Consider the following 24,508-nt stretch of genomic DNA (forward strand, 5'->3'; position numbering starts at 1 on the left):
CGCCACCACTGGCGCAACACATGACTGAGTCATATGAATGAGTCATGTCCGAAGCGAATGTCTGGGCCGCCTGGACCCTCCGCAGCCACGATGCACTGACCGCCGCCGTCGGCGAGGTGATGCCTCCGGGCCTGGGTCCGCGCGACCTGGCCGCACTCACGCTGCTCGCCGGCCACGAGGGGTGCTCGGCAGACTGGCTCTGGAGCCGGATCGGGCTCACGCAGTCCGGCACGGTCCGGCTGATCGACCGCCTGCAAGGCCTCGGGTACGTCGATCGCGCGCGCCGCGGGCGTGTCCTCGAGCTGAGCCTGACCGCGTCCGGTCGCAGCCTGCTGTCGGCGTGGACGACCGCGCGGGACGAGGCGAGTGCCGAGGTCCTTGGTGCGTTGACCGCATCCGAGCGGCGCCAGTTGAACGAGCTGTTGTCGGCGGCGCTCCGGCGTACCCAGCGGGCTCGCGTGACCGCTGACTCGACCTGCCGGTTCTGCGACTGGCCGGCGTGCGGGGAGGAGTGTCCGGTGGACGAGTCGGTCGGGTCATCATGAGGCGGCTGGCTGTCGCGTGGATGCTGGCGTCCACGGCCGACAGCTTTGTGATGTTCGTGCTGCTGTGGATTGCCGAGCCGCAAGGCTGGTCGGGTGCGCAAACCGCCTTGCTGGTGGTCGCGATGCGGTTACCAACCGTTGCTGGAGGCATCATTGGCGGCCGCGCCGTCGACCGCTTCGGTCCGGTCCCGATGCTGCTCCTCGACGCCGGCGCTCGCTCGGTGCTGATGGCCGCCCTGGTCGTCGCCGGCTGGGGTGGGCACTTCTCGCTGTGGATCGTGCTCGGGCTGTGCGCCTGCGCCGGTACGACGCCACCGCTGGCCTACTCCGCGTCGCGCACGCTGGTTCCGCGACTGGTCGACGACGACCTCCTGCCCCGCGCCAACGCCCTGCTGGGCCTGGGCGATCAGGTCCCGATGGTCCTCGGCGCCGCCCTCACCGCCCCGGCCCTCGCGTTGCTGGGCCCCGGCCGAGCCTTCCTCTTCCCCCTGACGATGATGCTCGCCGCCCTGGCCATCGCCACCCGCCTGCCCCGACCCACCGCCGGCCCACGCCGGCCATCCTCATCACCAGGCTGGGCGAGCGGGGCGGTCATCGGCCTGATAGCGCTTTCGACCGCCTACTACTTCACCTACGGCCCGTTCGAGAGCGTCCTCCCACACTTCACCCGTCAGCAGCTGGGCGGCGGTGTGGCCGGCTACACGACGTTGTGGGTTGTCTTCGGGCTCGGTGCACTGGCGACGGTCCCACTCGCGGCGTACCTCGGCCGTCGTCGCCCCGGCCTGGTGAACGCGCTCGGCGCGATTGTCTGGGGCCTGATCACGCTCCCGCTGGTCCTGACCCAGACCTTGCCGGCGGCGATCGCGATCTTCGCCCTCTCCGGCGCGGTCTGGGGTCCGTACTCCGCGATCGAGACCACCGCGCTCCAGCGGTGGGTCGACCCCGCGGCGCACGGCGTCATGTTCGGCCGCCAACGCGCCCTGCTGGCCATCGCCTCACCCCTCGGCGCCGCGGTCGGCGCCCTCGCTGTCGACCACTACTCGCCCGCGACAATCCTGGCGACCTCCGCGCTGAGCTGCGCGGTTGCCGGGGCGGTCGCCAGTTGGCCACTCCGCCGAGACGGCGCACGGTACGCCGACCCGCCATGAGCGGCGCAACCTCTGGCGGCTACCGGTCGGCGTACAGGCGACGCCGTTGTGCGATGTCGGTGAGGGAAGGAGGCTCCGCGGCCGCGACCGCCGGGTAGAGGTCCGTGCCGGGAGGCACGATCTTGTCGATGCGGTCGAGGGTCTCGTCGTCGAGAGCGAGGTCGGCGGCCTTCAGCAGGCCGGTCAGCTGCTCCATGGTGCGGGGGCCCGCGATGACGGAGGTGACCGCCGGGTGGGTGGTGACGAAGGCAAGTGCGAGCTCGGGCAGCGTCACGCCGAGGTCCTCGGCCACCTCGATCAACTGCTCGAGGGCGTCGTACTTCGCCGCGTTGCCCGGGATCGTCGGGTCGAAGCGGTAGGGCGCGAGGGCCGCGCGACCTGAGGTGAGGTCGATCGGCTGGCCCTTGCGGATCTTCCCGGACAGGAACCCGAAGGCGAGCGGGCTGTAGGTGAGCACTCCCATCCCCAGCCGGCGGCAGATCGGCAGGATCGAGCGCTCGATCCCGCGGGCGAGCATCGAGTACACCGGCTGGTTGGTCCGGAACCGGCCGTAGCCGCGGGTCTCGGACACGTGGTGCGCCTCGACGATGTCCTCGGCCGGGAACGCCGAGCAGCCGAAGGCGCGGATCTTGCCGGCGGAGACGAGATCGGTCAGGGCCCAGAGCGTCTCCTCGATGTCCGTGCTGTGGTCGGGCCGGTGCACCTGGTACAGGTCGATCCAGTCCGTGTCGAGCCGGCGCAGGCTGTCCTCGACCGCACGGGTGAGCCATCGCCGCGAGTTCCCCCGCCGGTTCCGCACGTTCTCGTCGTCGAGCGGGAAGTGGCCCTTGGTCGCGAGAACGACGTCGTCGCGGCGGCCCTTCAGCGCCTTGCCGACGATCTCCTCGGACTCACCGGTCGAGTACATGTCGGCGGTGTCCACGAAGTTGATTCCCTGGTCCAGGGCGGTGTGGATGATCCGGATGCTGTCGTCGTGGTCGGGGTTCCCGGCCGCGCCGAACATCATCGCCCCGAGACAGTGGGCGCTGACCTCGATCCCGGTTCCGCCGAGCGTGCGGTAGTGCATGAAGCCTCCTGGTTCGCCGTACTGCGTCTGGAGACGAACGCTAGAAGCTAGACCGCTGTCTAGGTCAACCCCGCCCGTAGGGTGGGCGCATGGACTTCGCAGGGCTGTGGGACCCCGAGCCGGGCTGGTTGAACACCGCATCGTACGGCTTGCCGCCGAAGCCGGCCTGGGACGCGCTTCAGGCCGCCCTCGGTGACTGGCGCGTCGGCGCGACGAGCTGGGAGCCGTGGGACGAGTCGACCACGCGGGCGCGGGAGTCGTTCGCCCGGTTGGTCGGAGCCGACGCCGCGGACGTGTTCGTCGGGAGCACGGTCTCGGCCGCGATCGCGCCGATCGCGTCAGCGTTGCCGGCCGGGGCGAAGGTGCTGACCGACGACGTCGAGTTCACCTCGAACGTGTTCCCGTGGCAGGTGTGCGGCGCCGAGGTGATCGCCGTACCGGGGGACGAGCTGGTCGCCGCGATCAAACCCGGGATCGATCTGGTGGCCGTGAGCGCCGTTCAGTCGTCGACGGGCGCCGTACTGGACCTCGCGGCTGTGGTTGCTGCTAGCAAGCAAATTGGTGCGCTCGTGGTGATCGACGGCAGCCAGGCGGTCGGTTGGCTGCCGATCGGAGTGGACGGTATCGACGCACTCGTTGCCCACACCTACAAGTGGATGATGTCGCCGCGCGGCGCGACCCTCGGCTACCTGTCGCCGCGGCTGCAGGAGCTCTGCCGCCCGTCGGCCGCGGGCTGGTACGCCGGGCGGACGGTGCACGGCTCGTACTACGGACCGCAGATGGATCTCGCGCCCGGAGCGCGGAAGTTCGACCAGTCGCCCGCCTGGTTCAGCTACGTCGGAGCGGCACCGGCGCTCGAACTGATCGAGGAGATCGGCGTCGAGACCATCCACCGGCACAACGTCGGGCTGGCGAACGAGTTCCGCGCCGGCCTGGGCCTGCCGCCGGGCGACTCGGCGATCGTCAGTACGTCGCTCCCGGGCGCCCAGGAGGCGTTCGATGCCGCCCGGATCCGCGCCGCCGTCCGCGACGGCAAGCTACGCGCGTCGTTCCACATCTACTCGACGCAGGCCGACGTACAACAGGCCTTGACCGCTCTAAAACCACTGTTTTAATAGCTAGAGGGTGATCTAACCGGGGGCTAAGGTGCCGCCTATGGGGCTGAGTATCGGGCAGGTGGCCGAGCGGACCGGGTTGAGCGTGCATGCGCTCCGCTTCTACGAGCGCGAGGGGCTGCTCGCGGACCAGGTACGGCGCGAGTCGAACGGCCGGCGCGTCTACACCGAGGACGACGTCGAGTGGCTCGACATGTGCATCAAGTTCCGCTCGTCCGGGATGCCGCTGGACACGATCCGTAAGTACACCGACCTGGTCCGCCAAGGCTCCGGCAACGAGCAGGAGCGGCTCGAGCTGCTGCGCAGCCATCAGGAGCACGTCGCGACGCAGCTCGCGGACCTGCAGGAGTGCATGCGCGTCATCACCCACAAGGTGACCGTCTACCAGCAACACCTCGACAGCGGCGACGCCGACTGCCTGTGGTCCGGCCCACCCGTCGCCCGAGACAACACCAGCGAAGCCTCCTGAAGCAGTCCCCGGAGCGGGCTTCCCTAAAAGTCCTCTTGACCATTTGACTCCTGTCGAAGGGGTGCCTCCCTCCGCGTCCGAGGTGCTTTGCTGACCTTCCGTCAGGCAAACAGGAGGTCTTGATGAAGAGGAAGTACTTGGCCGGCGCGGCTGCCGTGCTGTTCGTAGCCGGTGCGGCCGCTGTCCCCACTCAGGCCGACGCCACTGTGGAGGACTCCGGCGGCTACTACGCAAGCCTGACGAGTTGCCAGAGTCAGGGCAATTGGCAGATCAGCCGGGCCGGCCACATCTACCACACTTACGCCTGCGACTGGGAGCCCCATGACCCGCCCTTCCACCTGTATCTCTACTGACGACCAGCTCCGTCCGCGTGTACGAGGGCGGTCGCCATCGCGGTGATGGTGTGGCGCATGTTGGCCGCGAGTTCGTCGAGGCGGCCCTGGATCGTTTCGGCGGCCTGGGCCGGCTCGCTTTCGACGCCGAGGCGCAGACCGCTGATGCCGGGGCCGTGGGTGAAGGTTTGGCGGACCAGCGTTTCGTTGCCGCGGGCCTCCAGTTCGTACTCCCAGTGGGCGAGCGGGACGGGCTCGTCGCCGTACACGTCCCACGCGAAACGCTTCAGCTCCTCGGCCGCGGTCACCACGCAGATCACGTAGGTCTCGAAGCCGTCGGCGAACCGGTTCCGCGCCTCGAACCGGGCTCCGGCGACGATGCCGCGGTCGTCGAGCCAGGCGCCGTAGTAGCACTCCGGGCTCCACTCGCCGTACCGGTCGATCGCCGTGATGCCGGTCCACACCGCGTGGACGGGCAGTTGCACCAGTACCTCGACGCCGGTGGTAGCGCCGGTCACTCCCAAATCGTCAGTCATGCCCGGTACGTCGGACGCCGTACTGCGACCTCGACATGCAGGTGATGATGCGGTCCGGGCGGGCGTAAACGTTGAGGTTGCCGTTGCGGATGAAGCCGGCCAGGGTCAGGCCGGACTCGGCGGCCAGGTCGATCGCGAGCGAGCTCGGGGCGGAGACCGCGCCGAGGACCGGGATCCCGGCCATCACCGCCTTCTGCGCGAGTTCGAACGACGTCCGGCCGGAGACGATCAGGATCAGCCCGCGCGCCGGGATCTGGCCGTTGAGCAGCGCCCAGCCGACGACCTTGTCCACGGCGTTGTGCCGGCCGACGTCTTCACGAACTACGAGCAGGTCGCCCGCCGGGGTGAACAGTCCGGCCGCGTGCAGCCCGCCGGTCCGGTCGAAGACCTGCTGCTGCTCGCGGAGCGCGTCGGGGAGAGTTGCGAGTACGTCGTACCGGATCTTGACGTCGTCGTTCGCGGGGGAGTGGCGGGTCTTGGTCCGGACCGCGTCGAGGGAAGCCTTGCCGCAGACGCCGCAGGACGAGGTGGTGTAGAAGTTGCGCTCGACGCCGGTGACCGGTGCGGGTACGCCGGGGGCGAGCCCGAGATCGAGGACGTTGTAGGTGTTGCGCCCCTCGTCGTCACGCGAGTCGCAGTACCGCGCGTCCCGGATGTCGTCGACGCTCCCGATCACGCCCTCGGTGTGCAGAAACCCATGCGCAAGCTCGACATCGTGCCCAGGCGTGCGCATAGTCACGGCCAGCGGCTTCCCGTCCACCCGCAGCTCGAGCGGCTCCTCCACCGCAATGTTGTCCGGCCGCGAGCGGTCGCTGTCCGGGGTGATCCGGACCACCGGGCGGCGGGCGATCAGACGGCCCATGGCTGTGCTCCTGGATCGAGGGGTAGGAGCCGGGCGGCGATCGCCTCGGCCGGACCGGGGTCGACGACGGCGAGCGCGTCGGCGAGGGCCGGACCGCGCAACATGGCAGCTCCGCCGTGACCTACGGGTACTGCGCCTTGATCAGTGAAGCGGACCGGGACGAGCCGGGTGCTGGTCGGGTGGCAGGTGATGCCGCCGGGAACCGAGGCTCGAGTGAGAGTCGGGAGCGGGAGGCCGCGCATCCGTCTGATCGCAGCGCCGCCGAGGGTCAGGAAGGCAACCAGCGCCGCGAATGGGTTCCCGGGAAGGCCGAGGACAAGCCGCCCGTCCGGCAGCTTGGCCATTGCCTGCGGGTGCCCGGGCCGGCACGCCACACCATCGACGATCAGCTCCGCGTGCAGTTCCGCGAGCACCGGCCGCAGGTGATCCGCCGGCCCCGCCGCGGAGGACCCCGAGACCAAGATGAGGTCTGCCTCCGCTGCGTCCACGGCTGCTCGCAGCTCGTCCCGCGAATCACCCAGGTGATCAATCCGCCCGACCCGCGCTCCGGCTCTCGTGATCAGCCCGGGAAGCATCGGCCCGATCGCATCCCGCACCCGGCCCGCCCCCGACGTACCCCGATGCACCAGCTCGTCTCCGGTCACGACCGCACTCACCGTGGGCGGCTCGATCACCGTCAACCGATTGAGCCCCACCGTCGCTGCCAGGCCCAGGACCGCCGGCCCAACCACCACCCCAGCCGGCAACAAGTGCTCGCCGGCCCGGCATTCTTCCCCCGCACGCCGGATGTGCCGCCCGTCCTCGGCAGGCCCGGCCACCACCTCACCACACACCACGGCATCTTCACGACGCACCACAGCCGAGGCCCCCGCCGGCACGGCCGCTCCGGTGACAATCTCCGCGGCTTCCCCATCCTTCAACCGCAAGCGCTCGGCCGACCCAGCCCGAACCCGCCCGACCACTCGCCAAGGACCAGTCCCTGAGACCGCGAACCCGTCCATGGCCGCCCGATCCACCGGCGGCACATCCCCCGAGGCCACCAACGGCGTCCCCAGCACGCACCCGTCAACCTGCGCGAGCTCCCGGGAAACCACCGGCCCCAGTCGCGCCGCACTGTGCGCCAACTCCCGCGCTGCATCCCAACTCACCGGCGGGTTGTCGTCTGCCACCCAGGAAGCCTTGCGGGGCCGGGGTGGGTTGTCCAACTCTGTGGGGTTGGTCACGGCGTGAGCTGCTGGGCGGCGAGTGCTGCTATGGGGTCCAGGTCGGTCGCACCCGAGGCGGCGTGGGCAACCAGGGCTGCTTTCATGCGGGGATCCCAGACCGCCTTGATGTGGTTGGCGACGGCGGTAGCGGCGGCCTGGGGTGGGCGGTGGGCGAACTGGGCGGATATTTCGTTGGCCAGCCGGACGTGGGGCGGCAGGGAACCACTCATCGGGTGCCTCCGGCAACTACCGGCTCCCGGGTCGCCGCGGCAGACGAAGGGACGAGGTCTACCTGGACGGCGGTCACCTTGTACTCGGGGCAGTTGGTGGCCCAGTCCGAGTTGTCGGTGGTGACCACGTTGGCGCCCGACACCGGATGGTGGAAGGTGGTGTAGCAGACGCCCACCGGCATCCGGTCCGACACCTTCGCGCGCAGCTCAGTCCGCCCGACCCGGCTCGACAGGCCGACGAGATCGCCGTCCGTGATCCCCCGGACCTCCGCATCGTGCGGATGGATCTCCAGCACGTCCTCCGCATGCCAGGCCACATTCGCCGTACGTCGCGTCTGCGCCCCGACGTTGTACTGCGACAAGATCCGTCCCGTCGTCAGGATCAGCGGGAACTTCCGCGTCGACCGCTCCGACGTCGGCACGTACACCGTCTCCATGAACCGCCCCTTGCCGCGGGTGAATTCGTCGGCGTGCATGATCGGCGTACCGGCCGGGTGCTCGAGGTTGCACGGCCACTGGATCGACCCGAGCTCGTCCAGCTTCGCGAACGAGACCCCCATGAACGTTGGCGTCGTCATCGCGATCTCGTCCATGATCTCGGCCGTCGAGTCGTAGTGCATCGGGTAGCCCATCGCCTGCGCGAGCTCGCAGATGATCTCCCACTCCTGCTTGCCGGTCCGCGGCGCCATGATCGGCCGGACCCGGTTGATCCGGCGCTCGGCGTTCGTGAACGTCCCGTCCTTCTCCAGGAACGACGTTCCCGGCATCAGCACGTGCGCGAACTTGGCCGTCTCGTTCTCGAACAGGTCCTGCACCACCAGCAGGTCCAGCGAACCCAGCGCGGCGACCACGTGCTGCGTGTTCGGGTCCGACTGCGCGATGTCCTCGCCCTGCACGAAGAGCGCCTTGAACGACCCGTCGATCGCCGCGTCGAACATGTTCGGGATCCGCAGGCCGGGCTCGTTCAGGATCGGCGTACCCCAGAGGTGCTCGTAGATCGACCGTACGTCGTCGTTCGACACGTGCCGGTAGCCCGGCAGCTCGTGCGGGAACGACCCCATGTCGCACGACCCCTGCACGTTGTTCTGCCCGCGCATCGGGTTCACCCCGACGCCGGCGCGGCCGATGTTGCCGGTCGCCATCGCCAGGTTCGCCATCCCCATCACCATGGTCGAGCCCTGGCTGTGCTCGGTGACGCCGAGCCCGTAGTAGATGGCCGCGTTCCCACCGGTCGCGTACAACCGCGCCGCCGCGCGAATCGTCGATGCCGGTACGCCGCAGATCTCGGCCAGTGCCTCCGGACTGTTCTCCGGCTGCGCAATGAACGACGCCCAGGTGTCGAAGTCCTCGCACCGCCGATCCACGAAGTCCTGGTCCACCAGCCCCTCGGTCACCACCACATGGGCGAGCGCGTTGATGATCGCCACGTTCGTCCCCGGCCTGACCTCCAGGTGGTACGCCGCCTCGACGTGAGGCGATCGCACCAGGTCGATCCGCCGCGGGTCGATCACGATCAGCTTCGCGCCCTGCCGGATCCGCTGCTTCATCCGCGACCCGAACACCGGGTGCGCGTCGGTCGGGTTCGACCCGATCACCAGGATCACGTCCGACTCGTCGACGGACTTGAAGTCCTGCGTCCCGGCCGACTCGCCGAACGTCTGCTTCAGCCCGTACCCGGTCGGCGAGTGGCAGACCCGTGCACAGGTGTCGACGTTGTTGTTCCCGAACACCGCCCGCACCATCTTCTGGACGGCGTACACCTCTTCGTTCGTGGTCCGCGACGACGTGATCGCGCCGATCGACCCCTGGCCGTACGACGCCTGGATCTCCCGCAGCCGCCGCGCGGTGAAGCCGATCGCTTCCTCCCACGACACCGTGCGCCACGGCTCGTCGATCGTGTCCCGCACCATCGGCTCGAGCACGCGGTCCGGGTGCGAGGCGTACCCGAACGCGAACCGGCCCTTCACGCACGAGTGGCCCTCGTTCGCGCCGCCGTTCTTGTACGGCACCATCCGGACCAGCTCGTCACCGCGCAGCTCGGCCTTGAACGAGCACCCGACCCCGCAGTACGCGCAGGTGGTCAGCACGGTCCGGGTCGGCATCCCGAGCTCGACCACCGACTTCTCCTGCAGCGTCGCGGTCGGGCACGCCTGCACGCACGCACCGCACGAGACGCAGTCAGACTCGAAGAACGACACCCCGGCACCGGCCGCGACCTTGGAATCGAACCCACGCCCCTCGATCGTCAGCGCCAGCGTGCCCTGTACTTCGTCGCAGGCGCGGACGCACCGCGAGCACGCGATGCACTTGGACGCCTCGAAGTCGAAGTACGGGTTGGACTTGTCGGTCTCCAGATCCAGATGGTTCGCGCCGGCCTCGACACCCGAGCCGTAGCGCACCTCGCGCAGCCCGGTCACTCCGGCCATGTCCTGCAGCTCGCAGTCGCCGTTCGCCGAGCAGGTCAGGCAGTCCAGCGGGTGATCGGAGATGTACAGCTCCATCACCCCGCGGCGCAGTTTGCCGAGCCGTTCGTTCTGGGTGTGGACGACCATGCCGTCGCCGACCGGCGTCGTGCAGGAGGCCGGCGTACCGCGGACGCCGTCGATCTCGACCACGCACAACCGGCACGATCCGAACGCTTTCAGGTTGTCGGTCGCACACAGCTTCGGTACGTCGACGCCCGCTTCCTTCGCCGCCCGCAGCACCGACGTCCCCGGTGGAACTTTGAGGGTCACACCATCGATCTCGACGGAGACGGTCGCCTCGCCAGATCGAGCCGGCGTACCGAAATCGGGCTCCTTGAGCAGCGTCATACGTTGAAGTCCTCTCCGAAATGGCGGACGGCACTACGTACCGGCATCGGTGTGAGCCCACCCATCGCACAGAGCGAGCCGTCGGTCATCAGTTCGCACAGGTCCTCGAGGACCACGAGGTTCTTGTCCCGGTCAGTGCCGGCTACGATCCGGTCGATGGTCTCGACGCCGCGGACGGCGCCGACTCGGCACGGTGTGCACTTGCCGCACGACTCCGCCGCGCAGAACTCGAACGCGAACCGCGCCATCGCGGCCATGTCCACGGTCTCGTCGAACACCACGATCCCGCCGTGCCCGACCATCGCGCCGGCCTTGGCGAACTCCTCGTAGTCCATCGGCAGGTCGAACCGCTCGACCGGCAGGTACGCACCGAGCGGACCACCCACCTGGACGGCCCGCACCGGGCGGCCGGACGACGTACCGCCGCCGAAGTCGTTCACCAGCTCGCCGAGCGTTATCCCGAACGCCTTCTCGACGATGCCGCCGCGCGCTACGTTCCCACCGAGCTGGAAGACGCTGGTGCCGAGCGAGCGGCCGGTCCCGTACGCCGCGTAAGCCTGGGCTCCGTGCGCGAGAATCGTCGGAACCGTTGCCAGCGACAACACGTTGTTGACGACGGTCGGCCGGCCGAAAAGCCCTTCCAGGGCAGGGATCGGGGGCTTGGCGCGAACCATGCCGCGCTTGCCCTCGAGACTCTCCAGCATCGAGGTCTCTTCGCCGCAGATGTACGCGCCCGCGCCGACCCGGACGTGCAGGTCGAAGCCGAACCCTGAGCCCAGGACGTCCGGCCCCAACCAGCCCTCCGCGCGGGCGAGCTCGATGGCCGCCTTCAGCGTCGCGACGGCGTCGGGGTACTCCGACCGCAGGTACACGTACCCTTCCGACGCGCCGACCGCGTAGGCCGCGATCGTCATCCCCTCGATCAACGTGAACGGATCGCCCTCGATCAGCATCCGGTCCGCGAACGTACCGGAGTCACCCTCGTCACCGTTGCAGCAAACGAACTTGAGCTCGGACTCGGCACCCAGCACCGTCCGCCACTTGATCCCGGTCGGGAACCCGGCCCCACCCCGCCCACGCAACCCCGACTCGACCACAGTCTCGACCACCTCGGCCGGCGTCATCGAGAATGCCGTCCGCAACCCAGCCATCCCACCGTGCGCCACGTAGTCCACGGTCGACAGCGGATCCACCACTCCAACCCGCGCAAACGTCAACCGCTCCTGCCGCCGCATCCACGGCAGTTCTTCCACCAAACCCAACGACTCACCCTCGCCGGCCAACATCCCACCGGCAATCAACCCATCAACGTCTTCGGGCGCAACGGGCCCGTACCCCACCCGCCCCGCAGCCGTCTCCACCTCCACCAACGGCTCCAACCACAACATCCCCCGAGACCCGTTCCGCACCACCTCAACCCCCACCGCACCCGCCCCAGCCCCACCCCCGCCACCCCCGCCACCCGCGCCACCCCCGCCGTCCCGGGCCAGGTCAGCGTCCTGCTGTCCACCACGGTTCTGGGCGAACGCAGCGATCCGCTCGGCTACCTCATCCGCCCCCACCGAACGGGCCGCCGAATCACGCGGTACAAAGACCCTCACAGCGCCTCCCCCAGAAGAGCATCGAGACGCGCAGGCGTCACCCGGCCGTGCAGTTTCGAGCCGACCTGCACCGCCGGCCCCAGCGCACAGTTCCCGAAGCAGAACACCTCGTCGAGCGTGATCCGCCCGTCGGCCGAGGTCTCTCCAAACCCACACCCGACCCGCACCCGCGCGTAGTCAGCGAGCTCCACCGCACCAACAGCCCGGCAAGCCTCCGCCTGACAGACCGCAACCGTCGTACGCCCAGGAGCCGCCCGCCGGAAGTCCTTGTAGAACGTGACAACCCCGTGCACCTCGGCCACCGACAGGTTCAGTACGTCGGCCACCACCGCGACATCATCCTGAGCGACGTGCCCGAGCTCCTCCTGCACCGCATGCAGGATCGGTATCAGCGCCCCCCGAAGCCCACGCAACTCACCAGCAATCTCCCGCACTCGCTGGGCACGCCCGGGGACCGGGACGGGGGCGGCGGCCACGACCTCTCTCGTCATGTATACAACATTCCGTCGCCCCGGCGTCCCGGTCAAAGCAATGCTGCCTATCACCCGATAGCCGGCACCTATCAGGTTCCTAGCCGGCCGCCACCGAACCACCCCAGTTGTCGGTGACGAGCCGCGCCTCCGCGTCGATGAAGAAGCGGTGCTCGATCGACCCGTTCGCGATCCGGTAGAAGACGTGGTGGGCGTCCGACGTCGAAAGACCGAACGGGTCGTCGGTGACCACTCCGACCGCACCCCAGTTGTCGGACTGCGGTGGGTCGACTGTTGGTGACCAGTAGAAGTGCAGCAGGTCCCCGTTGGTCGTGCGAGCGAACACGTGCTGCTGGCCCTTGTGCGCGATCGCGTGCGGGTTCCCTACGAACGGTCCGCCCGACCAGACGTCACCGAGCAGCTGCCCGGATCCGTCGTCGAAGAATCGGTGCTGCAGCTGGCCGTCGGTGTTCCGGAAGAAGACATGGTGCTGCGACCCGGTGCTGAAACCAGTGGGGTTCGACGCGACCCCTGAGGTGACGCCCCAGTTGTCGTGCGCCGGATCGCTGCCCGGCTTCCAGTACCAGTGGTGCAGCGAGCTGTCGGTCGCGCGGGCGAAGATGTGCTGCTGGTCCCGGTGCACGAACGCGAACGGATCGCCCACGAACGTGCCCCCGGCCCACACTCCGGTGGTGATCTGGTCCGTCCCCTGGTCCCAGAACTTGTGCTCGAGGTTGCCGTCCGGGTTCCGGTAGAAGAGGTGCTGCTGTCGCTGGTACGCGAACCCGGACGGGCTCGACATCACGCGGCCCTCGGTACCCCAGTGATCGAGGACGGGCGCTCCGGTGCCGGCCTGCCACCAGTGACTGATCGTGTTCTCGCTGCTCCGGGCGAACACGTGCTGCTGCCCGTTGTGGACGTACCCGATCGGTTTCCCGACCAGCTTCTGGCTGCCCCAGTCCTGAGCGACCTTGTCGGTAGCAGGCGACCACATCAGGTTCGTCAACGTCCCGGCCGTGCTGACCGCGGTCACGTGCTGCTGGTCGAGGTACCGGTACGCCTGACCGGTCACCCCGCCGCCGCTCGCCATCAGCGCGGCGACGTCCGCCCGCATCACGTCGAGATCGACGAACGACGGGTCGATCTTCCCGGTCGTACTGGTCTCCCGGTGACCGCGCGCGTAGCTGGAGTCCCGGCCGAACTGCGTCAGTACGGCGGCAGTCGCGCGGAGCGAGGCGTCGTACTGCGCGGGTGTCATCTGCTGCACCAGCCCGATGTTGCTCTGGTCGCCCGCGTAGTCGATCTCCCAGCCGACCAGCATCGTGTTGCCGTCGCCGGCTGGGATCGGGCCGCTGGCGCGGGCCGGACCGGCGTGGTTGCAGCGGTTCGCGGAGACGATGTGGAAGACACCGTTGTAGTCGACCAACGCGTGCGCCAACGGCCCTTGCAGGTCGGAGCGGCCGTTGATGACGATACCCAGCGCTGGGGCGGGGTTGGTCGGGCTCGACTTGGCGGCGGTGTGGTGCCAGAGCACGCCGAACGGGTTGAACGATCCGGACACCCCACGACCCTGCCAGTTGCCTTCCTCGACGACCTGCAGGCCGGCTGCGCGCAGGAGGTCGGCGAGCCACGGAATGCTGGCCATCAGGACGGCCTGATCAGGTCGGCCACGCACTCAGGCTTCTTCTTCAGTGCCTTCGCAGCCTGGGCGGGCAGCGTGGGGAGCGAGAACTTGGCGGCGAGCGCGGCAGTGGGCAGCGCGAGCAGTAGGCGGCGGCGACGCAGTGTGGGCGGAGTCATGTTCGCATGACAGCGCGGTAGATCTTTACCGGCAACACCTGCAATTCAGGTGGAAAGGTTCACCCGATCACCTCAGCCACGTTTGCCACCGACCCGCAGCGGGCAGCACGCGGACGCCACAGGCGGTCATCCGCGTGCCACCGCCGTGCGGATCAGGGTGTCGACGACCTCGACGTACGACAGGCCGGCGGCGGCCCACATCCGTGGGAACTGCGATGCCGGCGTGAACCCGGGGAACGTGTTGATCTCGTTGACCACCGGCTCGCCCTCGGCCGGGAGGAAGAAGTCGACGCGGGCGAGCCCCGCGCACCCGAGCGCCTCGAAGGCGTCGACCGCAGTACGACGCAACCGCTCGGCCAACTCGGGCTCGAGCGGCGCCGGTATGACGAACCGCGTCGCGCTGCTGTCGTACTTCGCGGTCGCGTTGAAGAACGGCTGCGCCGGATCTGGGTGGATTTCGAGCGCCGGGGCGACCTCGATCCGCCCGTCCGGGAATTCGAGGACGTCGAGGTCGAGCTCGCGGCCGACGATCTCCCGCTCGACGAGCACGTTCGGGTCCAGCATCGCGGCGTCGGCGATCGCGGCCGTCAGCGGCGGCAGGTCGGTCGCGCGAGTCACGCCGTAGCTGGAGCCGCCGTTGCCGGGCTTCACGAACAACGGGAAGTCGAGGCCGGCGTCCTTGATCCGCTCCAGATCGGTGGGAGGTGATGTCGTGGACCGGACCCGCGAAGGCGCCAAGGACTATCCGGCCGCGCCCCGGCACAAGCATCCGGAGAACTGGGACGAGCTGGTCGGCCGCGCCGCGGAGATCGTCGTTGGGCTCACCCGCGGCAACCACTCGAACTACAACGGCGAGGATCCGAAGAACGTCCGGCACATCCGCGGCGTCAACATCGTCGGCGAGGCAACCTGGCAGCAGGGGCTCCGGCTGAACTACGGGTACGTCGAGCACTGGTTGCGGCACATGTAGGCCAACCAGGGCAAGCAGCTGGGCCGCGAGGAGAAGCTGCACATCCGGCGTGCCCTGGAGACGCTCTTCCACGAGCACATCCATCTGATCAGCCGGGCCGGCACGACCCACGCTGAGGCCGAGAGCGAGATGGCCTACGCCGAGGTCCAGGCGCTCGAGGAAGGCGTCACCGAGGCGTACGCCGTCCAGCACTTCGACGAGTTCCTCGAGCGGCTCGGTATCGAGGAGATCTGTCCCGGGATCACCGATCCCGAGCTGCGGGAGCCGTCGACGTACCCGCAGTTCACCCCGGGGGCGGAGGAGATCACCCGGCTGGCCGGCGAGGCCTCCGGTCGCGGTGGCGCCGAGGTACTGCGGCTGCTCGCGGTCGAGAATCCGGCGTGGAAGTGGCGGGTGCTGACCGCGATCGTCGTCGAGCCGACCGGCCTGATGAACGAGCTGCCGAAGGAGCAGCAAGGCGGTGCGCAGCTGCGGGTCGCGCAGGCGATGTGGAAGCACTACGCCGGAATGGTCGACCTCGGCGGCTTCTCCGAGAAGAGCAGCGGACGAAGTCCCGGGAGATCGCCGGGCGGGCGTTCGGTGCGGGGCTGGAGGAGATCGAGACGATCCGGCAGGAGGTCCGGACGGACGGGCGGATGCTGACCGCGGAGGAACGTACGGCGCAGCAATCAATGCCTGCTGATGCCGCTGACGCCGCGCGGCTCGTGTCGGACGGGTCGTTGCCCGCGGGTACGAAGGGGCCGGTGAATGCCGGCGCAGTGAAGTCGCAGCCCGGCGCCGTGGTGGCGAAGGGGACCGAGAACACCCGGGGCTGAATACTGGAGCGGTGGAAGCCACCGACCATCTGAAGGCGTCGCTCGTTGCCGCGATCGCGCTGGCAAACACCTTCGGGTCCGGCGAACGCCAGGGCCGGGCAGCCGTGCCGCCGGATGAGGCGGCGATCGACGCGGTACTGCGGCTCACCACGAACCGCTCCGGTCCGGTCGATCCCGCGGGTTACGAGGCCGGCGCCCGTGTCCTGTACGACGCGCTGGACGGGCTTCCGGATCTGGATCGGGCCGGTGCGCTGGTCAACGAGCTGCTCCGGGAAACCCGTGCGACCCCGCAGCTGACCCGCGACGAGGGAGCGCCGTGGCACCTGCACTTCGGGAATCCGGACGAGGCGTCCGGCTGGCTGGCCGAGTTCGCTACCGCCGTGGCGATGCTGTTGGGCAGTGACGAGGTCGAGCGGGTACGCCGGTGCGAGGCGACGCGCTGCGACGACCTGTTCCTGGACTCGACCCGGAACCGGACGCAGCGGTTCTGCTCAACGGCCTGCCAGAACCGGACCAAGGTCGCCGCCCACCGGGCGCGGAGCGCGTAGACCGGTGATCATCGTGGCCTCGGGCAACCAGCCGAGCTTGCGGTAGAGGTGAAACCCGTCGGTCGTCGCCATCAACAGTCCGGTGGTCGCACCGCGCTCCAGCGCTCGTTCGGCCAGTGCACCCATCACCACGCTGCCGAGCCCGCGCCGCCGGTACGCCGGATCGGTCTGGATGTCGTGCATCACCGCATCGGACCCGATGACCGCCATCATGCCGCGCGCAGCCGTCGTGCCGTCGATGACGACCTTCACGTACTCCAACGGTCCCTCGCACTCGCTGGAGGCCGACGCCAGGGGATGAGCCTGCAGGTCGATCGACATCAACGTCTTCTGCTCGGCGAAGGGCCGCAACCCGGCCGCCTCGAGTTCCTTGGCGATACGTTCGCCGTCGGCGGTCGTCACCGTCAGCCAGGCGTCCGACGTCAGGCGGGTCTCGAGCCGGGCGATCGTCCCGGCGTCATCGGTCCGCGCGAACAGTTCGCGCTCGCGACCGGGCAACCGCAGTACGGCGGTGTATGCGTCGTCGTCCTCGGTCACTGGGTCCAGCCCGCGGCACAGCCGCCAGCCGTCCAGCCATCGCCTCACCAGCTGTTCCATGCCGGCGAGTGTAACTGACTATCGAGCTTTAGTCAGTTACTCGATGCCGAGAACGAAGGTCTGGATCGCGACCACCGCCCCACCCCGGGCCCATTCGGTGAAGTCGGCGGGCTGCAGGACCATCGGGAGCTCGGCGGCAGACGGGTGCCGGTCGGCGTGCAGCCCGGCCAGCAGGTCGTCGTGCGCGACCTCGGCCAGCCGGACGCCTTCGCCGCCGAGCACGACCAGCTCCGGCAGGGTGAAGTTGGAGGCGGCGGCGATCAGCTTGCCGAAGGCCCGGCCGGCGCGGGCGATGATGTCGCGCGCGGCGGGCTCGCCTTTCGCGGCGAGGTCCAGGGCATCGTCGTACCCGACCGGGCGGCCGAGCGCCGTACCGACCTGGTCGGTGATCGCGCTGACCGTGAGCAGGCTGAGCGCGCAGCCGCGATGACCGCGGTCGCAGCGCGGACCGTCGGGGAGGAGTGGGTAGTGACCGATCAGGCCGAGGCTGACGTCGGGACTGTCGACGATCCGGTTGTGGACGACCAGGCCGAACCCGACCCCCGCGCCGACGGTCAGCAGGACGAAGCGGTCCGCGCTCCGGCCGGCGCCGAACCAATGCGTCGCCTCGGTCAGCGACGTGAGGTCGTTCGCGAGCACGACCGGTACGGCGGTGTGCGCGGCAAGCAGGTCGCCGAACGGTACGTCGACCCAGTTGAGGTACGGGCCCCAGGTCACGGTCGACCCGTTCGCGACCCGGCCGCCGACGGCGATGCCGATGCCGGTCAGCGGCGTACCGCCAGGCACCTGAACCGCCAGCTCGTCGGTCAGCTCGAGCACCACGTCGGCCACGACCGAAGGAGTCGGGTCGGCCAACGGGCGGGAGACGCTCGCGATCACCTCGGCGCGCAGCGTGGTGAGGACGCCGATCGCCGAGTCGCCGGTGAGCTTGATCCCGACGAAGTGGTGGGCGTCCGCGTCCAGGTCGAGCGGTTGCGAGGGGCGGCCGACGCGGGCATCGGTCGGGCCGCCGGCGACCTCGACGAGCAGTCCGGACTCGACCATCGGCTTGGTCAGCCGGGTCAGGCTGCCCGGGGAGAGGCCGACCCGGCGGGACAGCTCGGCGCGCGACAACGGCCCGTCGAGCAGGATCTCCAGCGCGACCTGCCGCGACGGACCGGACAGCGGCCGCCAAACTCCCATTTGGTCAGCGTAATCGTGCGTGGAGGGTGAGGACGCCGGGACGTGACCCGGTCCGCGGTTCTGGCCGCACAAATCCCGGCGTCAAGATCAACCACCCGTAGCGCGCGGTACCCAGTTCTTCTCGAAGTATGCAACGGATTCCGTCGTCCGGCGCCGGGACAACGCTGTCAGATTCAGTGCGGCAGCTTGCGGGTGTCCACCAGGTGCTGCGCGACGTCGCGCAGCTTGGTGTTGGTGTCCTGGGAGTACCGCTTCAGAATCGCGAACGCGCGGTCCCCGTCGACGTCGAAGCGTTCCATCAGGATGCCCATCGCCTGGCCGACCAGCTTCCGGGCGTCGACGGCCTGCGCCATCGTCTCCTCGTGCCGCGCGGAGGCGAGCGCGACCGACGCGTGCCGGGCGAGGATGTGCGCGATCGCCTCGTCGTCGGGGGAGAACGCGTCCGGGTCCGGGCTGTAGAGGCCGAGCACGCCGACCGTCCGTCGCGGTCCGTCACCGGTGCTCAACGGTACGTCGAGAACGCTGCGAACCCCGAGCGCCGCGACCTTCGCCGCCCACTCCGGCCAGCGGTCGTCGGTGTAGGTGTCGCGGATCAGGATCGTGGTCCGCTCCCGCATCGTGGTGACCAACGGTCCGCTCTCGGAGTCGATCTGTAACTGGTAGACGTCGGCGACGACCGGAGCCGTCACCGCCGCGATCTCGGCCCGCGAGCCACGGGTGTACAGCGCGACGCCGGCGTACGTGCAGTTCAAGGCCTGCAACGCGAACTGCACCACCGCATCGACGGTTTCGTCGACCCCCGGTGCGTCGTGCAGCTCGATCGCCAGCCGCGCGAAAGTGTCCGCCGAAGCGGCAAGGTCGGGCTCGGTCAAGAGGATCTCTCCAGGCGTGCTCAGGACTCGGGCACCCCCGCCTCTGGAGTGATCCGCAGGACACATCATGCAGCCCAATCCCGGCAAACTGTTAGCCCGTCCACCAAACTGTTGACCGGTCCCCGCCGACAAGGTTTCCCCGGGCTGGTTACAGTGTGGCTCGTGGCGGACTTCTCCGGTCTGTTGAGCGGGCGGACCAACTGGCGGCGGGAGTTCGCGGCTCCGCTGCGGGCGTTCCTGCGGACCGAGGCGGGCAGCTCCGGCGTGCTGGCCGGTGCGATCGTGCTCGCGTTGCTCTGGGCCAACCTCGCGCCCGGGATGTACGACGACTTCTGGCGGACCGAGTTCTCGCTGGGGCTCGGGCACGACCATCTCAGCCTGGATCTGCGGGAGTGGATCAACAGCGGGCTGATGACGCTGTTCTTCCTGGTGGTCGGCCTGGAGGCGCGGCGCGAGTTCGACCTCGGCGACCTGCGGGAGCGCAGCCGGTTCGTGCTGCCGATGCTGGCGGGCGTCGCCGGGATGATCGCGCCGGTGCTGATCTACCTCGCCTTCAACGCCGGCGGCCCGGGTTCGCACGGCTGGGGCGTTGCGATGTCCACCGACACCGCTCTCGCCCTCGGCCTGCTCGCGCTCGTCGGCCGCGGCGTACCGGACCGCGTCCGCATCTTCCTGCTCACGGTCTTCGTCGTCGACGACCTGCTGGCCCTGGTCGTGATCGCGGTCGTCTACAGCGACGACATCAAGATGATGCCCCTCGTTCTCGCGATCGCCGCGTTCGCCGTCGTCCTGGTCCTCTCGCTGCTGCGCGTCCGCAAGGCCTGGGTGTACGTCATCCTCGGCGTCCTGATGTGGTCCGCCCTGCTCACCAGCGGCGTCGACCCAGTGGTCGCCGGACTCGCGATCGGCCTGACCGCGCCGGCGTACTCACCCGGCCGCGAAGAGCTCGAGGAAGCCACCGGCCGCTTCCGCCTGTTCCGCGAACAGCCGACCCCCGAGCTGGCCCGGTCCGCGACCATCGGCCTGACCACGACGATCTCGCCGAACGAGCGCCTGCAGTACCTGTACCACCCCTGGACCAGCTACCTGATCGTCCCGCTCTTCGGCCTCGCCAACGCCGGCGTGACGATCGACGCGGCCTTCCTCGGCAGCGCCTACACCGCCCCGATCACGCTCGGCATCCTGATCGGGTACGTCGTCGGCAAGCCGCTCGCCGTCACCTCGGTGTCCTGGCTGCTCGAGCGCCTCACCCGCGGCCGGATCCGCGCGGGCGTCGGCTGGGCCGCCGTCGCCGGCAGCGGCACCATCGCCGGTATCGGCTTCACCGTCTCCTTGCTGATAGCAACGATCGCCTTCGACGGCCGCCAGCTCGCCGAGGCCAAGGTCGGCCTGCTCTCCGCCGTGATCGTGGCCTCCGCGCTCACCTGGCTCGTCTTCCGCGCCGCCAAGCTCCTCTCGCCGCCGAAGAGGGCCTACGCGCTCCTCGGCGACGCCGAGCAGCTCGTCGACCTCACCGAACCGGTCGACCCGGAGCGTGACCACATCCGCGGCCCGGAGAACGCCTCGGTCACCCTGGTCGAGTACGGCGACTTCGAGTGCCCGTACTGCGGCCTCGCCGAGCCCGTCGTCCGCGACCTCCTCCGCGACGACGACCTGCGCTACGTCTGGCGGCACCTACCACTCTCAGACGTCCACCCGCGGGCCCAGATCGCCGCCGAGGTCGCCGAGGCGGCCGGCGAGCAGGGCGCGTTCTGGGAGATGCACGACCTCCTCCTCGCGAACCAGGACAAGCTGCAGCCGGCCGACCTGATGGGGTACGCGCGCCAGCTCGGCCTGGACGCCGACCGGTTGCACGACGACGTGAAGCGGCACGTGGCCGCGGCCCGCGTCGCCGCCGACGTCGAGTCTGCCGACACCAGCGGCGTCTCCGGCACCCCGACCTTCTTCGTCAACGGCCAGCGGCACTACGGCGCGTACGACGTGGAGACGCTGAAGCAGGCGATCAAGGTGGCCCGCGCCCGCGCCAAGATCACCGCCCACCGCGGTGGCTGAATCTTGTCGCACTAGGTCATTTCTGCCACTTCCGTCGTACGGCGCCGTGGCCGACGCTGGGCTGCATGAGCGAACAGAGTGTTGAGGCCGCCGTCGCGCACTTCGCCGGGCGGCTGGCGTACGAGACGGACGTATCGGACGTCGCCTCCGACATCGGCGCCGGCGCGACCGGCTGGGTGCTGATCGACAGTCGCAGCCAGGAGAGCTGGGACCAGGGTCATGTCCCGGGCGCGGTCCACCTGCCGACCAGGGAGATCGCCGCGCGGGCGGCGTCCGTCGTACCGGCCGGGACGCGGGTCGTAACGTACTGCTGGGGTCCCGGGTGCAACGGCGCGACCAGGGCGGCGTTGGAGTTTGCCAAACTCGGTTATTCGGTCCAGGAAATGCCCGGCGGTTTCGAGTATTGGACCCGCGAAGGATTACCCGTTGAGACAGCCGACGGAATCGACCGCCGCCTGCCCGACCCGTTGACCGCTCCGCGGGGTGTCGCCTGTGCCTGCTGAACCGTTTCGCCTGTAGTTGTTGGGGTTTCGACCGCCGAGTTTTAACGGAGTTCGAACCCGGCGTGGTGAAAGGTTGACTCTCTGTACGTTAATCTGAAGCTATGACGCACCGGCCGCAGGACGACACGGGTCTGGTTGCGCATGGGATCGACACGACCCGCCCCAGCGTCGCCCGGGTGTACGACTTCTTCCTCGGCGGCAAGGACAACTACGCGTCCGACCGGGCGTTGTCCGAGCAGATCATGGAGGTCGCGCCGGAAGCACCGATCTGGGCGCGGACGAACCGGCGCTGGCTCGGCGACGTCGTCACCTGGCTGGCCGGCGAGTGTGGGATCGAGCGCTTCATCGACGCCGGCTCCGGGCTGCCGACCGCGGAGAACACCCACGAGGTCGCGCAGAAGGTCAACGCCGGCGCCTCGGTCGTCTACATCGACAACGACCCGTCGGTCGTCGCGCACGGGCGGGCGCTGCTGGTGGACAACGAGCGGACCCAGTTCACCGCGGCAGACCTGACCGACCCGGAGGCCGTGCTGGCCGATCCCGCGGTCGCGAAGCTGCTGGCCGCCGGCGAGCCGGTCGCGCTGGTGATGGGTCTGATGCTGCACCACATCGGCGACTTCGAGGAGACCCGGGCAGTGGTCCGGCGGTACGTCGACGCGCTGCCCGCGGGCTCCTACCTGGCGGTCACGCACGCGTGCAACCCGGGAGACGGTGGTCCGGTGGCGCAGGTGGCCGACGCGCTGATGGAGAAGGTGAAGACCACCTTCCCGACGCTGCGGTTCCGCACCCCCGCGGAGATCACCGCCCTGTTCGGTGACCTGGAGCTCCTCCCGCCCGGCCTGGTCCCGGTCGTCGACTGGCACCCGCCGAGTGCCCTCTCCCCGGATCACGACGAGGAGTTCGAGGCCGACGTGCGCCACCTGATCTACGCAGCGGTCGCGCGCAAGGACTAACGAAGGTTCGCCAGGTAGTCGGCGTTGCCGCGGATGGCGGCTTCGTACCGCTTGATCTCGGCGGTGTCGACCCGGTCGGCGATGACGAGCAGCAGGGTGGCGAGCGCCTGGTCCTTGCGACCGGCCGCGTGCAGCGTGAGCGCCTTGAACACCCGCAGCGAGTCCGACTCCGGGAACTCGGCGCACGCCTGCTTGAAGACGTCCAGCGAGTCGTCGAAGCGGTCGAGGTTGCGTAGCGTGCTCCCGTACTGCAGGAGGCACTTGCGCCGGGTGTCCCCGGTCAGCCCGGGCAGCGCGCGCTCGTAGTACCCGATCGCGCGCTCCTCCTGGCCGTCGGTGTCGTACGCGCCACCGACCTCGTAGAGCACGTACGCGTTGTCCGGGTGCTCGGTGAGCAGGCGCTCGAAGAAGTCGATCGTCGGCTGCATGTTCCCGCGGTCCCGCCGCGCGAACGCGTCGTCGATCGTCTTGGCCAGCTCGGGCGTTAGTTCGCTCGTCACGTGTCCATCATGCCGCGTTGTCGGTGGGCATCTGGTCGGGGCGGATGTTCTGGTTCAGGTGGAAGACGTTCTCGGGGTCGTACGCCGTCTTCAGCGCGATCAGCCGGTCCAGCTTCGCCGGCGGGAAGGCGCGGCGGATGGAGTCGCCGTTGAGCGTGTTGACGTAGGCGCCGTTCGCGTACGGCGCGAGCGTGGCAGCGTACGCGCGTAGCCCGGCGATCTTGGCCTCGTCCTCGGCCGGGTCTTCCCAGCGGGCCGACGTCACGAACTCGAACAGCGTGTCCCGCTGGCTGAAGGCCGCGTCCTCGTCCGGCACGTCCGCGATCGCGCCGCCGTACGCCTGCAGGCTCGCGCGAGCTCCGGGCGTGCCGAGCAGCGCGTGGATCGCCTCGTCGGGCAGCGACTTGAAGAGGTGACCCTTCCAGTACCGGCGGAACCGGTGGCCCTGGAGGCTGTCGTCGCGGGTCTGCAGCTTGAGGTACGTCGTCTCCTCGATGCTCTCGTCGACGACCGGGCCGAGCGCGCGGAGCGCCGGCAGCAGCTGGTACCCGCCCTCGCCGACCCAGACGTACCCGACGATGACGGCGTCCGGCGTCACGTTGGCGGTGAAGGTCGCCTCCCGCGGCGCGGTCGCGTTCAGGTCGCGCCACCCGCGCAGCACGTGGAAGCCGGCCGACCGCGGGAACGTGAGCTCGACCGACAGCGCCCGTGTCCCGACCTGGTGCAGCCGGAACTCGAACTGGGTCACGATGCCGAAGTTCCCACCGCCACCGCGCAGGCCCCAGAACAGGTCGGCGTTCTCGTCCGCGCTGGCCGTCAGTACCGTCCCGTCCGCGGTGACGACCTCGTAGGACACCACGTTGTCGCACGCCATGCCGTACTGCCGGGCCAGCCAGCCCATCCCGCCGCCGAGCGTCAGGCCGCCGACGCCGGTGTGCGAGACGTTGCCCGCGGTCGTCGCCAGGCCGTGCACCTGCGCCGCCTTGTCGAGCTCGCCGAGCAGTGCCCCGCCCTGGACCCAGGCGAGCTTCTGCTCCGGATCGACCTGGACGGCGTTCATCGGGGTGAGGTCGATCATCAGCCCACCCTCGGGTACGGCGAGACCGGCGATGTTGTGGCCGCCGCAGCGGACGGCGATCTCGAGGCCCTCGGTTCGCCCGTACTTCACGGCCTCGGCCACGTCCGCGGTGCTCGTGCACTGGGCGATCACCGCCGGGCGGCGGTCGATCATCGCGTTCCAGACGCTGCGGGCGGCGTCGTACCCGGCGTCTCCGGGGCGCAGGAAGGTGGTCATCGGTCTCTCTTCTCTCTCGGGGTGGTGTCT

28 protein-coding genes are annotated in these 24,508 nt (G+C 69.3%); 12 read left to right on the forward strand and 16 right to left on the reverse strand.

The features are described 5' to 3' along the window. The first annotated feature begins 44 nt into the window (after positions 1–44). Together AB0E69_RS15350 and AB0E69_RS15355 are read left to right on the forward strand one after the other, a co-directional pair. Entirely contained in the window at positions 45–545 is a 501-nt protein-coding gene (locus tag AB0E69_RS15350; RefSeq protein ID WP_360144854.1) for a MarR family winged helix-turn-helix transcriptional regulator, read from the forward strand. After that, entirely contained in the window at positions 542–1,693 is a 1,152-nt protein-coding gene (locus tag AB0E69_RS15355) for an MFS transporter (RefSeq protein ID WP_360144857.1), read from the forward strand. The genes AB0E69_RS15350 and AB0E69_RS15355 overlap by 4 nt, the downstream gene beginning before the upstream one ends. A 19-nt stretch (positions 1,694–1,712) precedes the next feature. Here the strand turns inward: AB0E69_RS15355 and AB0E69_RS15360 are convergent, their stop codons facing one another. Next, entirely contained in the window at positions 1,713–2,759 is a 1,047-nt protein-coding gene (locus AB0E69_RS15360; protein ID WP_360144860.1) for an aldo/keto reductase, read from the reverse strand. Between the two features lie 89 nt (positions 2,760–2,848). Here AB0E69_RS15360 and AB0E69_RS15365 point away from each other — a divergent pair, with 89 nt between their 5' ends. The 3 genes from AB0E69_RS15365 (at position 2,849) to AB0E69_RS15375 (ending at position 4,696) form a co-directional block, all read left to right on the forward strand. Next, positions 2,849–3,874 (forward strand): aminotransferase class V-fold PLP-dependent enzyme, encoded by a 1,026-nt coding sequence (locus AB0E69_RS15365; protein ID WP_360144863.1) that lies wholly within the window; start codon positions 2,849–2,851, stop codon positions 3,872–3,874. 40 nt (positions 3,875–3,914) lie between these two features. After that, entirely contained in the window at positions 3,915–4,343 is a 429-nt protein-coding gene (locus AB0E69_RS15370; RefSeq protein ID WP_360144866.1) for a MerR family transcriptional regulator, read from the forward strand. 122 nt (positions 4,344–4,465) lie between these two features. Continuing rightward, positions 4,466–4,696, forward strand: a complete 231-nt coding sequence (locus AB0E69_RS15375; protein ID WP_360144869.1) for a hypothetical protein — start codon at positions 4,466–4,468, stop codon at positions 4,694–4,696. On the opposite strand, the gene AB0E69_RS15380 is transcribed toward AB0E69_RS15375, so the two are convergent. The 10 genes from AB0E69_RS15380 to AB0E69_RS15425 form a co-directional block, all read right to left on the reverse strand. Then, on the reverse strand, positions 4,690–5,211 hold the full coding sequence (locus tag AB0E69_RS15380) for an SRPBCC family protein (protein ID WP_360144872.1): 522 nt from the start codon (positions 5,209–5,211) through the stop codon (positions 4,690–4,692). The genes AB0E69_RS15375 and AB0E69_RS15380 overlap by 7 nt on opposite strands. Next, positions 5,204–6,073, reverse strand: a complete 870-nt coding sequence (gene fdhD / locus AB0E69_RS15385) for a formate dehydrogenase accessory sulfurtransferase FdhD (RefSeq protein ID WP_360144875.1) — start codon at positions 6,071–6,073, stop codon at positions 5,204–5,206. Before fdhD ends, AB0E69_RS15380 begins: the two co-directional genes overlap by 8 nt. Then, entirely contained in the window at positions 6,061–7,242 is a 1,182-nt protein-coding gene (locus AB0E69_RS15390) for a molybdopterin molybdotransferase MoeA (RefSeq protein ID WP_360144878.1), read from the reverse strand. The genes fdhD and AB0E69_RS15390 overlap by 13 nt, the downstream gene beginning before the upstream one ends. A 50-nt stretch (positions 7,243–7,292) precedes the next feature. Continuing rightward, positions 7,293–7,508, reverse strand: a complete 216-nt coding sequence (locus tag AB0E69_RS15395; protein WP_360144881.1) for a formate dehydrogenase subunit delta — start codon at positions 7,506–7,508, stop codon at positions 7,293–7,295. Beyond that, positions 7,505–10,321: a formate dehydrogenase subunit alpha gene (fdhF, locus tag AB0E69_RS15400; protein WP_360144884.1), complete on the reverse strand. Its 2,817-nt coding sequence runs from the start codon at positions 10,319–10,321 to the stop codon at positions 7,505–7,507. Before fdhF ends, AB0E69_RS15395 begins: the two co-directional genes overlap by 4 nt. After that, entirely contained in the window at positions 10,318–11,922 is a 1,605-nt protein-coding gene (locus tag AB0E69_RS15405; RefSeq protein ID WP_360144887.1) for an NADH-ubiquinone oxidoreductase-F iron-sulfur binding region domain-containing protein, read from the reverse strand. The genes fdhF and AB0E69_RS15405 overlap by 4 nt, the downstream gene beginning before the upstream one ends. Next, positions 11,919–12,413, reverse strand: coding sequence for an NAD(P)H-dependent oxidoreductase subunit E (locus AB0E69_RS15410; protein ID WP_360144890.1), 495 nt, complete (start codon positions 12,411–12,413; stop codon positions 11,919–11,921). The genes AB0E69_RS15405 and AB0E69_RS15410 overlap by 4 nt, the downstream gene beginning before the upstream one ends. 79 nt (positions 12,414–12,492) lie before the next feature. Continuing rightward, complete coding sequence (locus AB0E69_RS15415) at positions 12,493–14,067, reverse strand: N-acetylmuramoyl-L-alanine amidase (RefSeq protein WP_360144893.1); 1,575 nt, start codon at positions 14,065–14,067, stop codon at positions 12,493–12,495. After that, positions 14,037–14,192, reverse strand: a complete 156-nt coding sequence (locus tag AB0E69_RS15420; RefSeq protein ID WP_360144896.1) for a hypothetical protein — start codon at positions 14,190–14,192, stop codon at positions 14,037–14,039. The genes AB0E69_RS15415 and AB0E69_RS15420 overlap by 31 nt, the downstream gene beginning before the upstream one ends. A gap of 126 nt (positions 14,193–14,318) precedes the next feature. Beyond that, the gene (locus AB0E69_RS15425; RefSeq protein ID WP_360144899.1) at positions 14,319–14,930 is read right to left on the reverse strand and encodes a hypothetical protein; all 612 of its coding nucleotides are present in this window, start codon (positions 14,928–14,930) and stop codon (positions 14,319–14,321) included. Here AB0E69_RS15425 and AB0E69_RS15430 point away from each other — a divergent pair. The 4 genes from AB0E69_RS15430 (at position 14,905) to AB0E69_RS15445 (ending at position 16,525) form a co-directional block, all read left to right on the forward strand. Next, positions 14,905–15,162: a hypothetical protein gene (locus tag AB0E69_RS15430; protein ID WP_360144902.1), complete on the forward strand. Its 258-nt coding sequence runs from the start codon at positions 14,905–14,907 to the stop codon at positions 15,160–15,162. The genes AB0E69_RS15425 and AB0E69_RS15430 overlap by 26 nt on opposite strands. Before the next feature lie 129 nt (positions 15,163–15,291). Next, positions 15,292–15,804: a hypothetical protein gene (locus AB0E69_RS15435; RefSeq protein WP_360144905.1), complete on the forward strand. Its 513-nt coding sequence runs from the start codon at positions 15,292–15,294 to the stop codon at positions 15,802–15,804. After that, entirely contained in the window at positions 15,798–15,977 is a 180-nt protein-coding gene (locus AB0E69_RS15440; RefSeq protein ID WP_360144908.1) for a hypothetical protein, read from the forward strand. The genes AB0E69_RS15435 and AB0E69_RS15440 overlap by 7 nt, the downstream gene beginning before the upstream one ends. Positions 15,978–15,988: 11 nt before the next feature. Next, positions 15,989–16,525: a CGNR zinc finger domain-containing protein gene (locus AB0E69_RS15445; protein WP_360144911.1), complete on the forward strand. Its 537-nt coding sequence runs from the start codon at positions 15,989–15,991 to the stop codon at positions 16,523–16,525. Here AB0E69_RS15445 and AB0E69_RS15450 read toward each other — a convergent pair. From AB0E69_RS15450 to AB0E69_RS15460, 3 genes are all read right to left on the reverse strand, one after another. Further along, positions 16,469–17,122: a GNAT family N-acetyltransferase gene (locus tag AB0E69_RS15450; protein WP_360144914.1), complete on the reverse strand. Its 654-nt coding sequence runs from the start codon at positions 17,120–17,122 to the stop codon at positions 16,469–16,471. The two genes, AB0E69_RS15445 and AB0E69_RS15450, sit on opposite strands and share 57 nt — an antisense overlap. A gap of 36 nt (positions 17,123–17,158) precedes the next feature. Then, on the reverse strand, positions 17,159–18,304 hold the full coding sequence (locus AB0E69_RS15455) for an ROK family transcriptional regulator (protein ID WP_360144917.1): 1,146 nt from the start codon (positions 18,302–18,304) through the stop codon (positions 17,159–17,161). Between the two features lie 173 nt (positions 18,305–18,477). After that, the gene (locus AB0E69_RS15460) at positions 18,478–19,176 is read right to left on the reverse strand and encodes a GAF and ANTAR domain-containing protein (RefSeq protein WP_360144920.1); all 699 of its coding nucleotides are present in this window, start codon (positions 19,174–19,176) and stop codon (positions 18,478–18,480) included. Between the two features lie 162 nt (positions 19,177–19,338). Here AB0E69_RS15460 and nhaA point away from each other — a divergent pair, with 162 nt between their 5' ends. The 3 genes from nhaA (at position 19,339) to AB0E69_RS15475 (ending at position 22,684) form a co-directional block, all read left to right on the forward strand. Beyond that, complete coding sequence (gene nhaA / locus AB0E69_RS15465) at positions 19,339–21,228, forward strand: Na+/H+ antiporter NhaA (RefSeq protein ID WP_360144923.1); 1,890 nt, start codon at positions 19,339–19,341, stop codon at positions 21,226–21,228. Between the two features lie 65 nt (positions 21,229–21,293). Beyond that, positions 21,294–21,731, forward strand: coding sequence for a rhodanese-like domain-containing protein (locus AB0E69_RS15470; RefSeq protein ID WP_360144926.1), 438 nt, complete (start codon positions 21,294–21,296; stop codon positions 21,729–21,731). A gap of 101 nt (positions 21,732–21,832) precedes the next feature. Continuing rightward, entirely contained in the window at positions 21,833–22,684 is an 852-nt protein-coding gene (locus tag AB0E69_RS15475) for an SAM-dependent methyltransferase (RefSeq protein ID WP_360144929.1), read from the forward strand. On the opposite strand, the gene AB0E69_RS15480 is transcribed toward AB0E69_RS15475, so the two are convergent. Both AB0E69_RS15480 and AB0E69_RS15485 read right to left on the reverse strand, forming a co-directional pair. Next, on the reverse strand, positions 22,681–23,184 hold the full coding sequence (locus tag AB0E69_RS15480) for a tetratricopeptide repeat protein (RefSeq protein ID WP_360144932.1): 504 nt from the start codon (positions 23,182–23,184) through the stop codon (positions 22,681–22,683). The genes AB0E69_RS15475 and AB0E69_RS15480 overlap by 4 nt on opposite strands. 7 nt (positions 23,185–23,191) lie before the next feature. Beyond that, entirely contained in the window at positions 23,192–24,478 is a 1,287-nt protein-coding gene (locus tag AB0E69_RS15485) for an FAD-binding oxidoreductase (RefSeq protein ID WP_360144934.1), read from the reverse strand. Positions 24,479–24,508 lie beyond the last annotated feature (30 nt).

Origin of the sequence: Kribbella sp. NPDC026611 (assembly GCF_040638345.1) — a bacterium.
Lineage (GTDB): Bacteria > Actinomycetota > Actinomycetes > Propionibacteriales > Kribbellaceae > Kribbella.

What these genes read in the sequence shown, in the direction of transcription:
- AB0E69_RS15350 (WP_360144854.1), top strand. Translation starts at nt 45, where the DNA reads ATGTCCGAAGCGAATGTCTGGGCCGCCTGGACCCTCCGCAGCCACGAT.
- AB0E69_RS15355 (WP_360144857.1), top strand. Translation starts at nt 542, where the DNA reads ATGAGGCGGCTGGCTGTCGCGTGGATGCTGGCGTCCACGGCCGACAGC.
- AB0E69_RS15360 (WP_360144860.1), bottom strand. Translation starts at nt 2,759, where the DNA reads ATGCACTACCGCACGCTCGGCGGAACCGGGATCGAGGTCAGCGCCCAC.
- AB0E69_RS15365 (WP_360144863.1), top strand. Translation starts at nt 2,849, where the DNA reads ATGGACTTCGCAGGGCTGTGGGACCCCGAGCCGGGCTGGTTGAACACC.
- AB0E69_RS15370 (WP_360144866.1), top strand. Translation starts at nt 3,915, where the DNA reads ATGGGGCTGAGTATCGGGCAGGTGGCCGAGCGGACCGGGTTGAGCGTG.
- AB0E69_RS15375 (WP_360144869.1), top strand. Translation starts at nt 4,466, where the DNA reads ATGAAGAGGAAGTACTTGGCCGGCGCGGCTGCCGTGCTGTTCGTAGCC.
- AB0E69_RS15380 (WP_360144872.1), bottom strand. Translation starts at nt 5,211, where the DNA reads ATGACTGACGATTTGGGAGTGACCGGCGCTACCACCGGCGTCGAGGTA.
- fdhD (WP_360144875.1), bottom strand. Translation starts at nt 6,073, where the DNA reads ATGGGCCGTCTGATCGCCCGCCGCCCGGTGGTCCGGATCACCCCGGAC.
- AB0E69_RS15395 (WP_360144881.1), bottom strand. Translation starts at nt 7,508, where the DNA reads ATGAGTGGTTCCCTGCCGCCCCACGTCCGGCTGGCCAACGAAATATCC.
- fdhF (WP_360144884.1), bottom strand. Translation starts at nt 10,321, where the DNA reads ATGACGCTGCTCAAGGAGCCCGATTTCGGTACGCCGGCTCGATCTGGC.
- AB0E69_RS15410 (WP_360144890.1), bottom strand. Translation starts at nt 12,413, where the DNA reads ATGACGAGAGAGGTCGTGGCCGCCGCCCCCGTCCCGGTCCCCGGGCGT.
- AB0E69_RS15420 (WP_360144896.1), bottom strand. Translation starts at nt 14,192, where the DNA reads ATGACTCCGCCCACACTGCGTCGCCGCCGCCTACTGCTCGCGCTGCCC.
- AB0E69_RS15435 (WP_360144905.1), top strand. Translation starts at nt 15,292, where the DNA reads ATGGCCTACGCCGAGGTCCAGGCGCTCGAGGAAGGCGTCACCGAGGCG.
- AB0E69_RS15440 (WP_360144908.1), top strand. Translation starts at nt 15,798, where the DNA reads ATGCTGACCGCGGAGGAACGTACGGCGCAGCAATCAATGCCTGCTGAT.
- AB0E69_RS15450 (WP_360144914.1), bottom strand. Translation starts at nt 17,122, where the DNA reads ATGGAACAGCTGGTGAGGCGATGGCTGGACGGCTGGCGGCTGTGCCGC.
- AB0E69_RS15455 (WP_360144917.1), bottom strand. Translation starts at nt 18,304, where the DNA reads ATGGGAGTTTGGCGGCCGCTGTCCGGTCCGTCGCGGCAGGTCGCGCTG.
- AB0E69_RS15470 (WP_360144926.1), top strand. Translation starts at nt 21,294, where the DNA reads ATGAGCGAACAGAGTGTTGAGGCCGCCGTCGCGCACTTCGCCGGGCGG.
- AB0E69_RS15475 (WP_360144929.1), top strand. Translation starts at nt 21,833, where the DNA reads ATGACGCACCGGCCGCAGGACGACACGGGTCTGGTTGCGCATGGGATC.
- AB0E69_RS15485 (WP_360144934.1), bottom strand. Translation starts at nt 24,478, where the DNA reads ATGACCACCTTCCTGCGCCCCGGAGACGCCGGGTACGACGCCGCCCGC.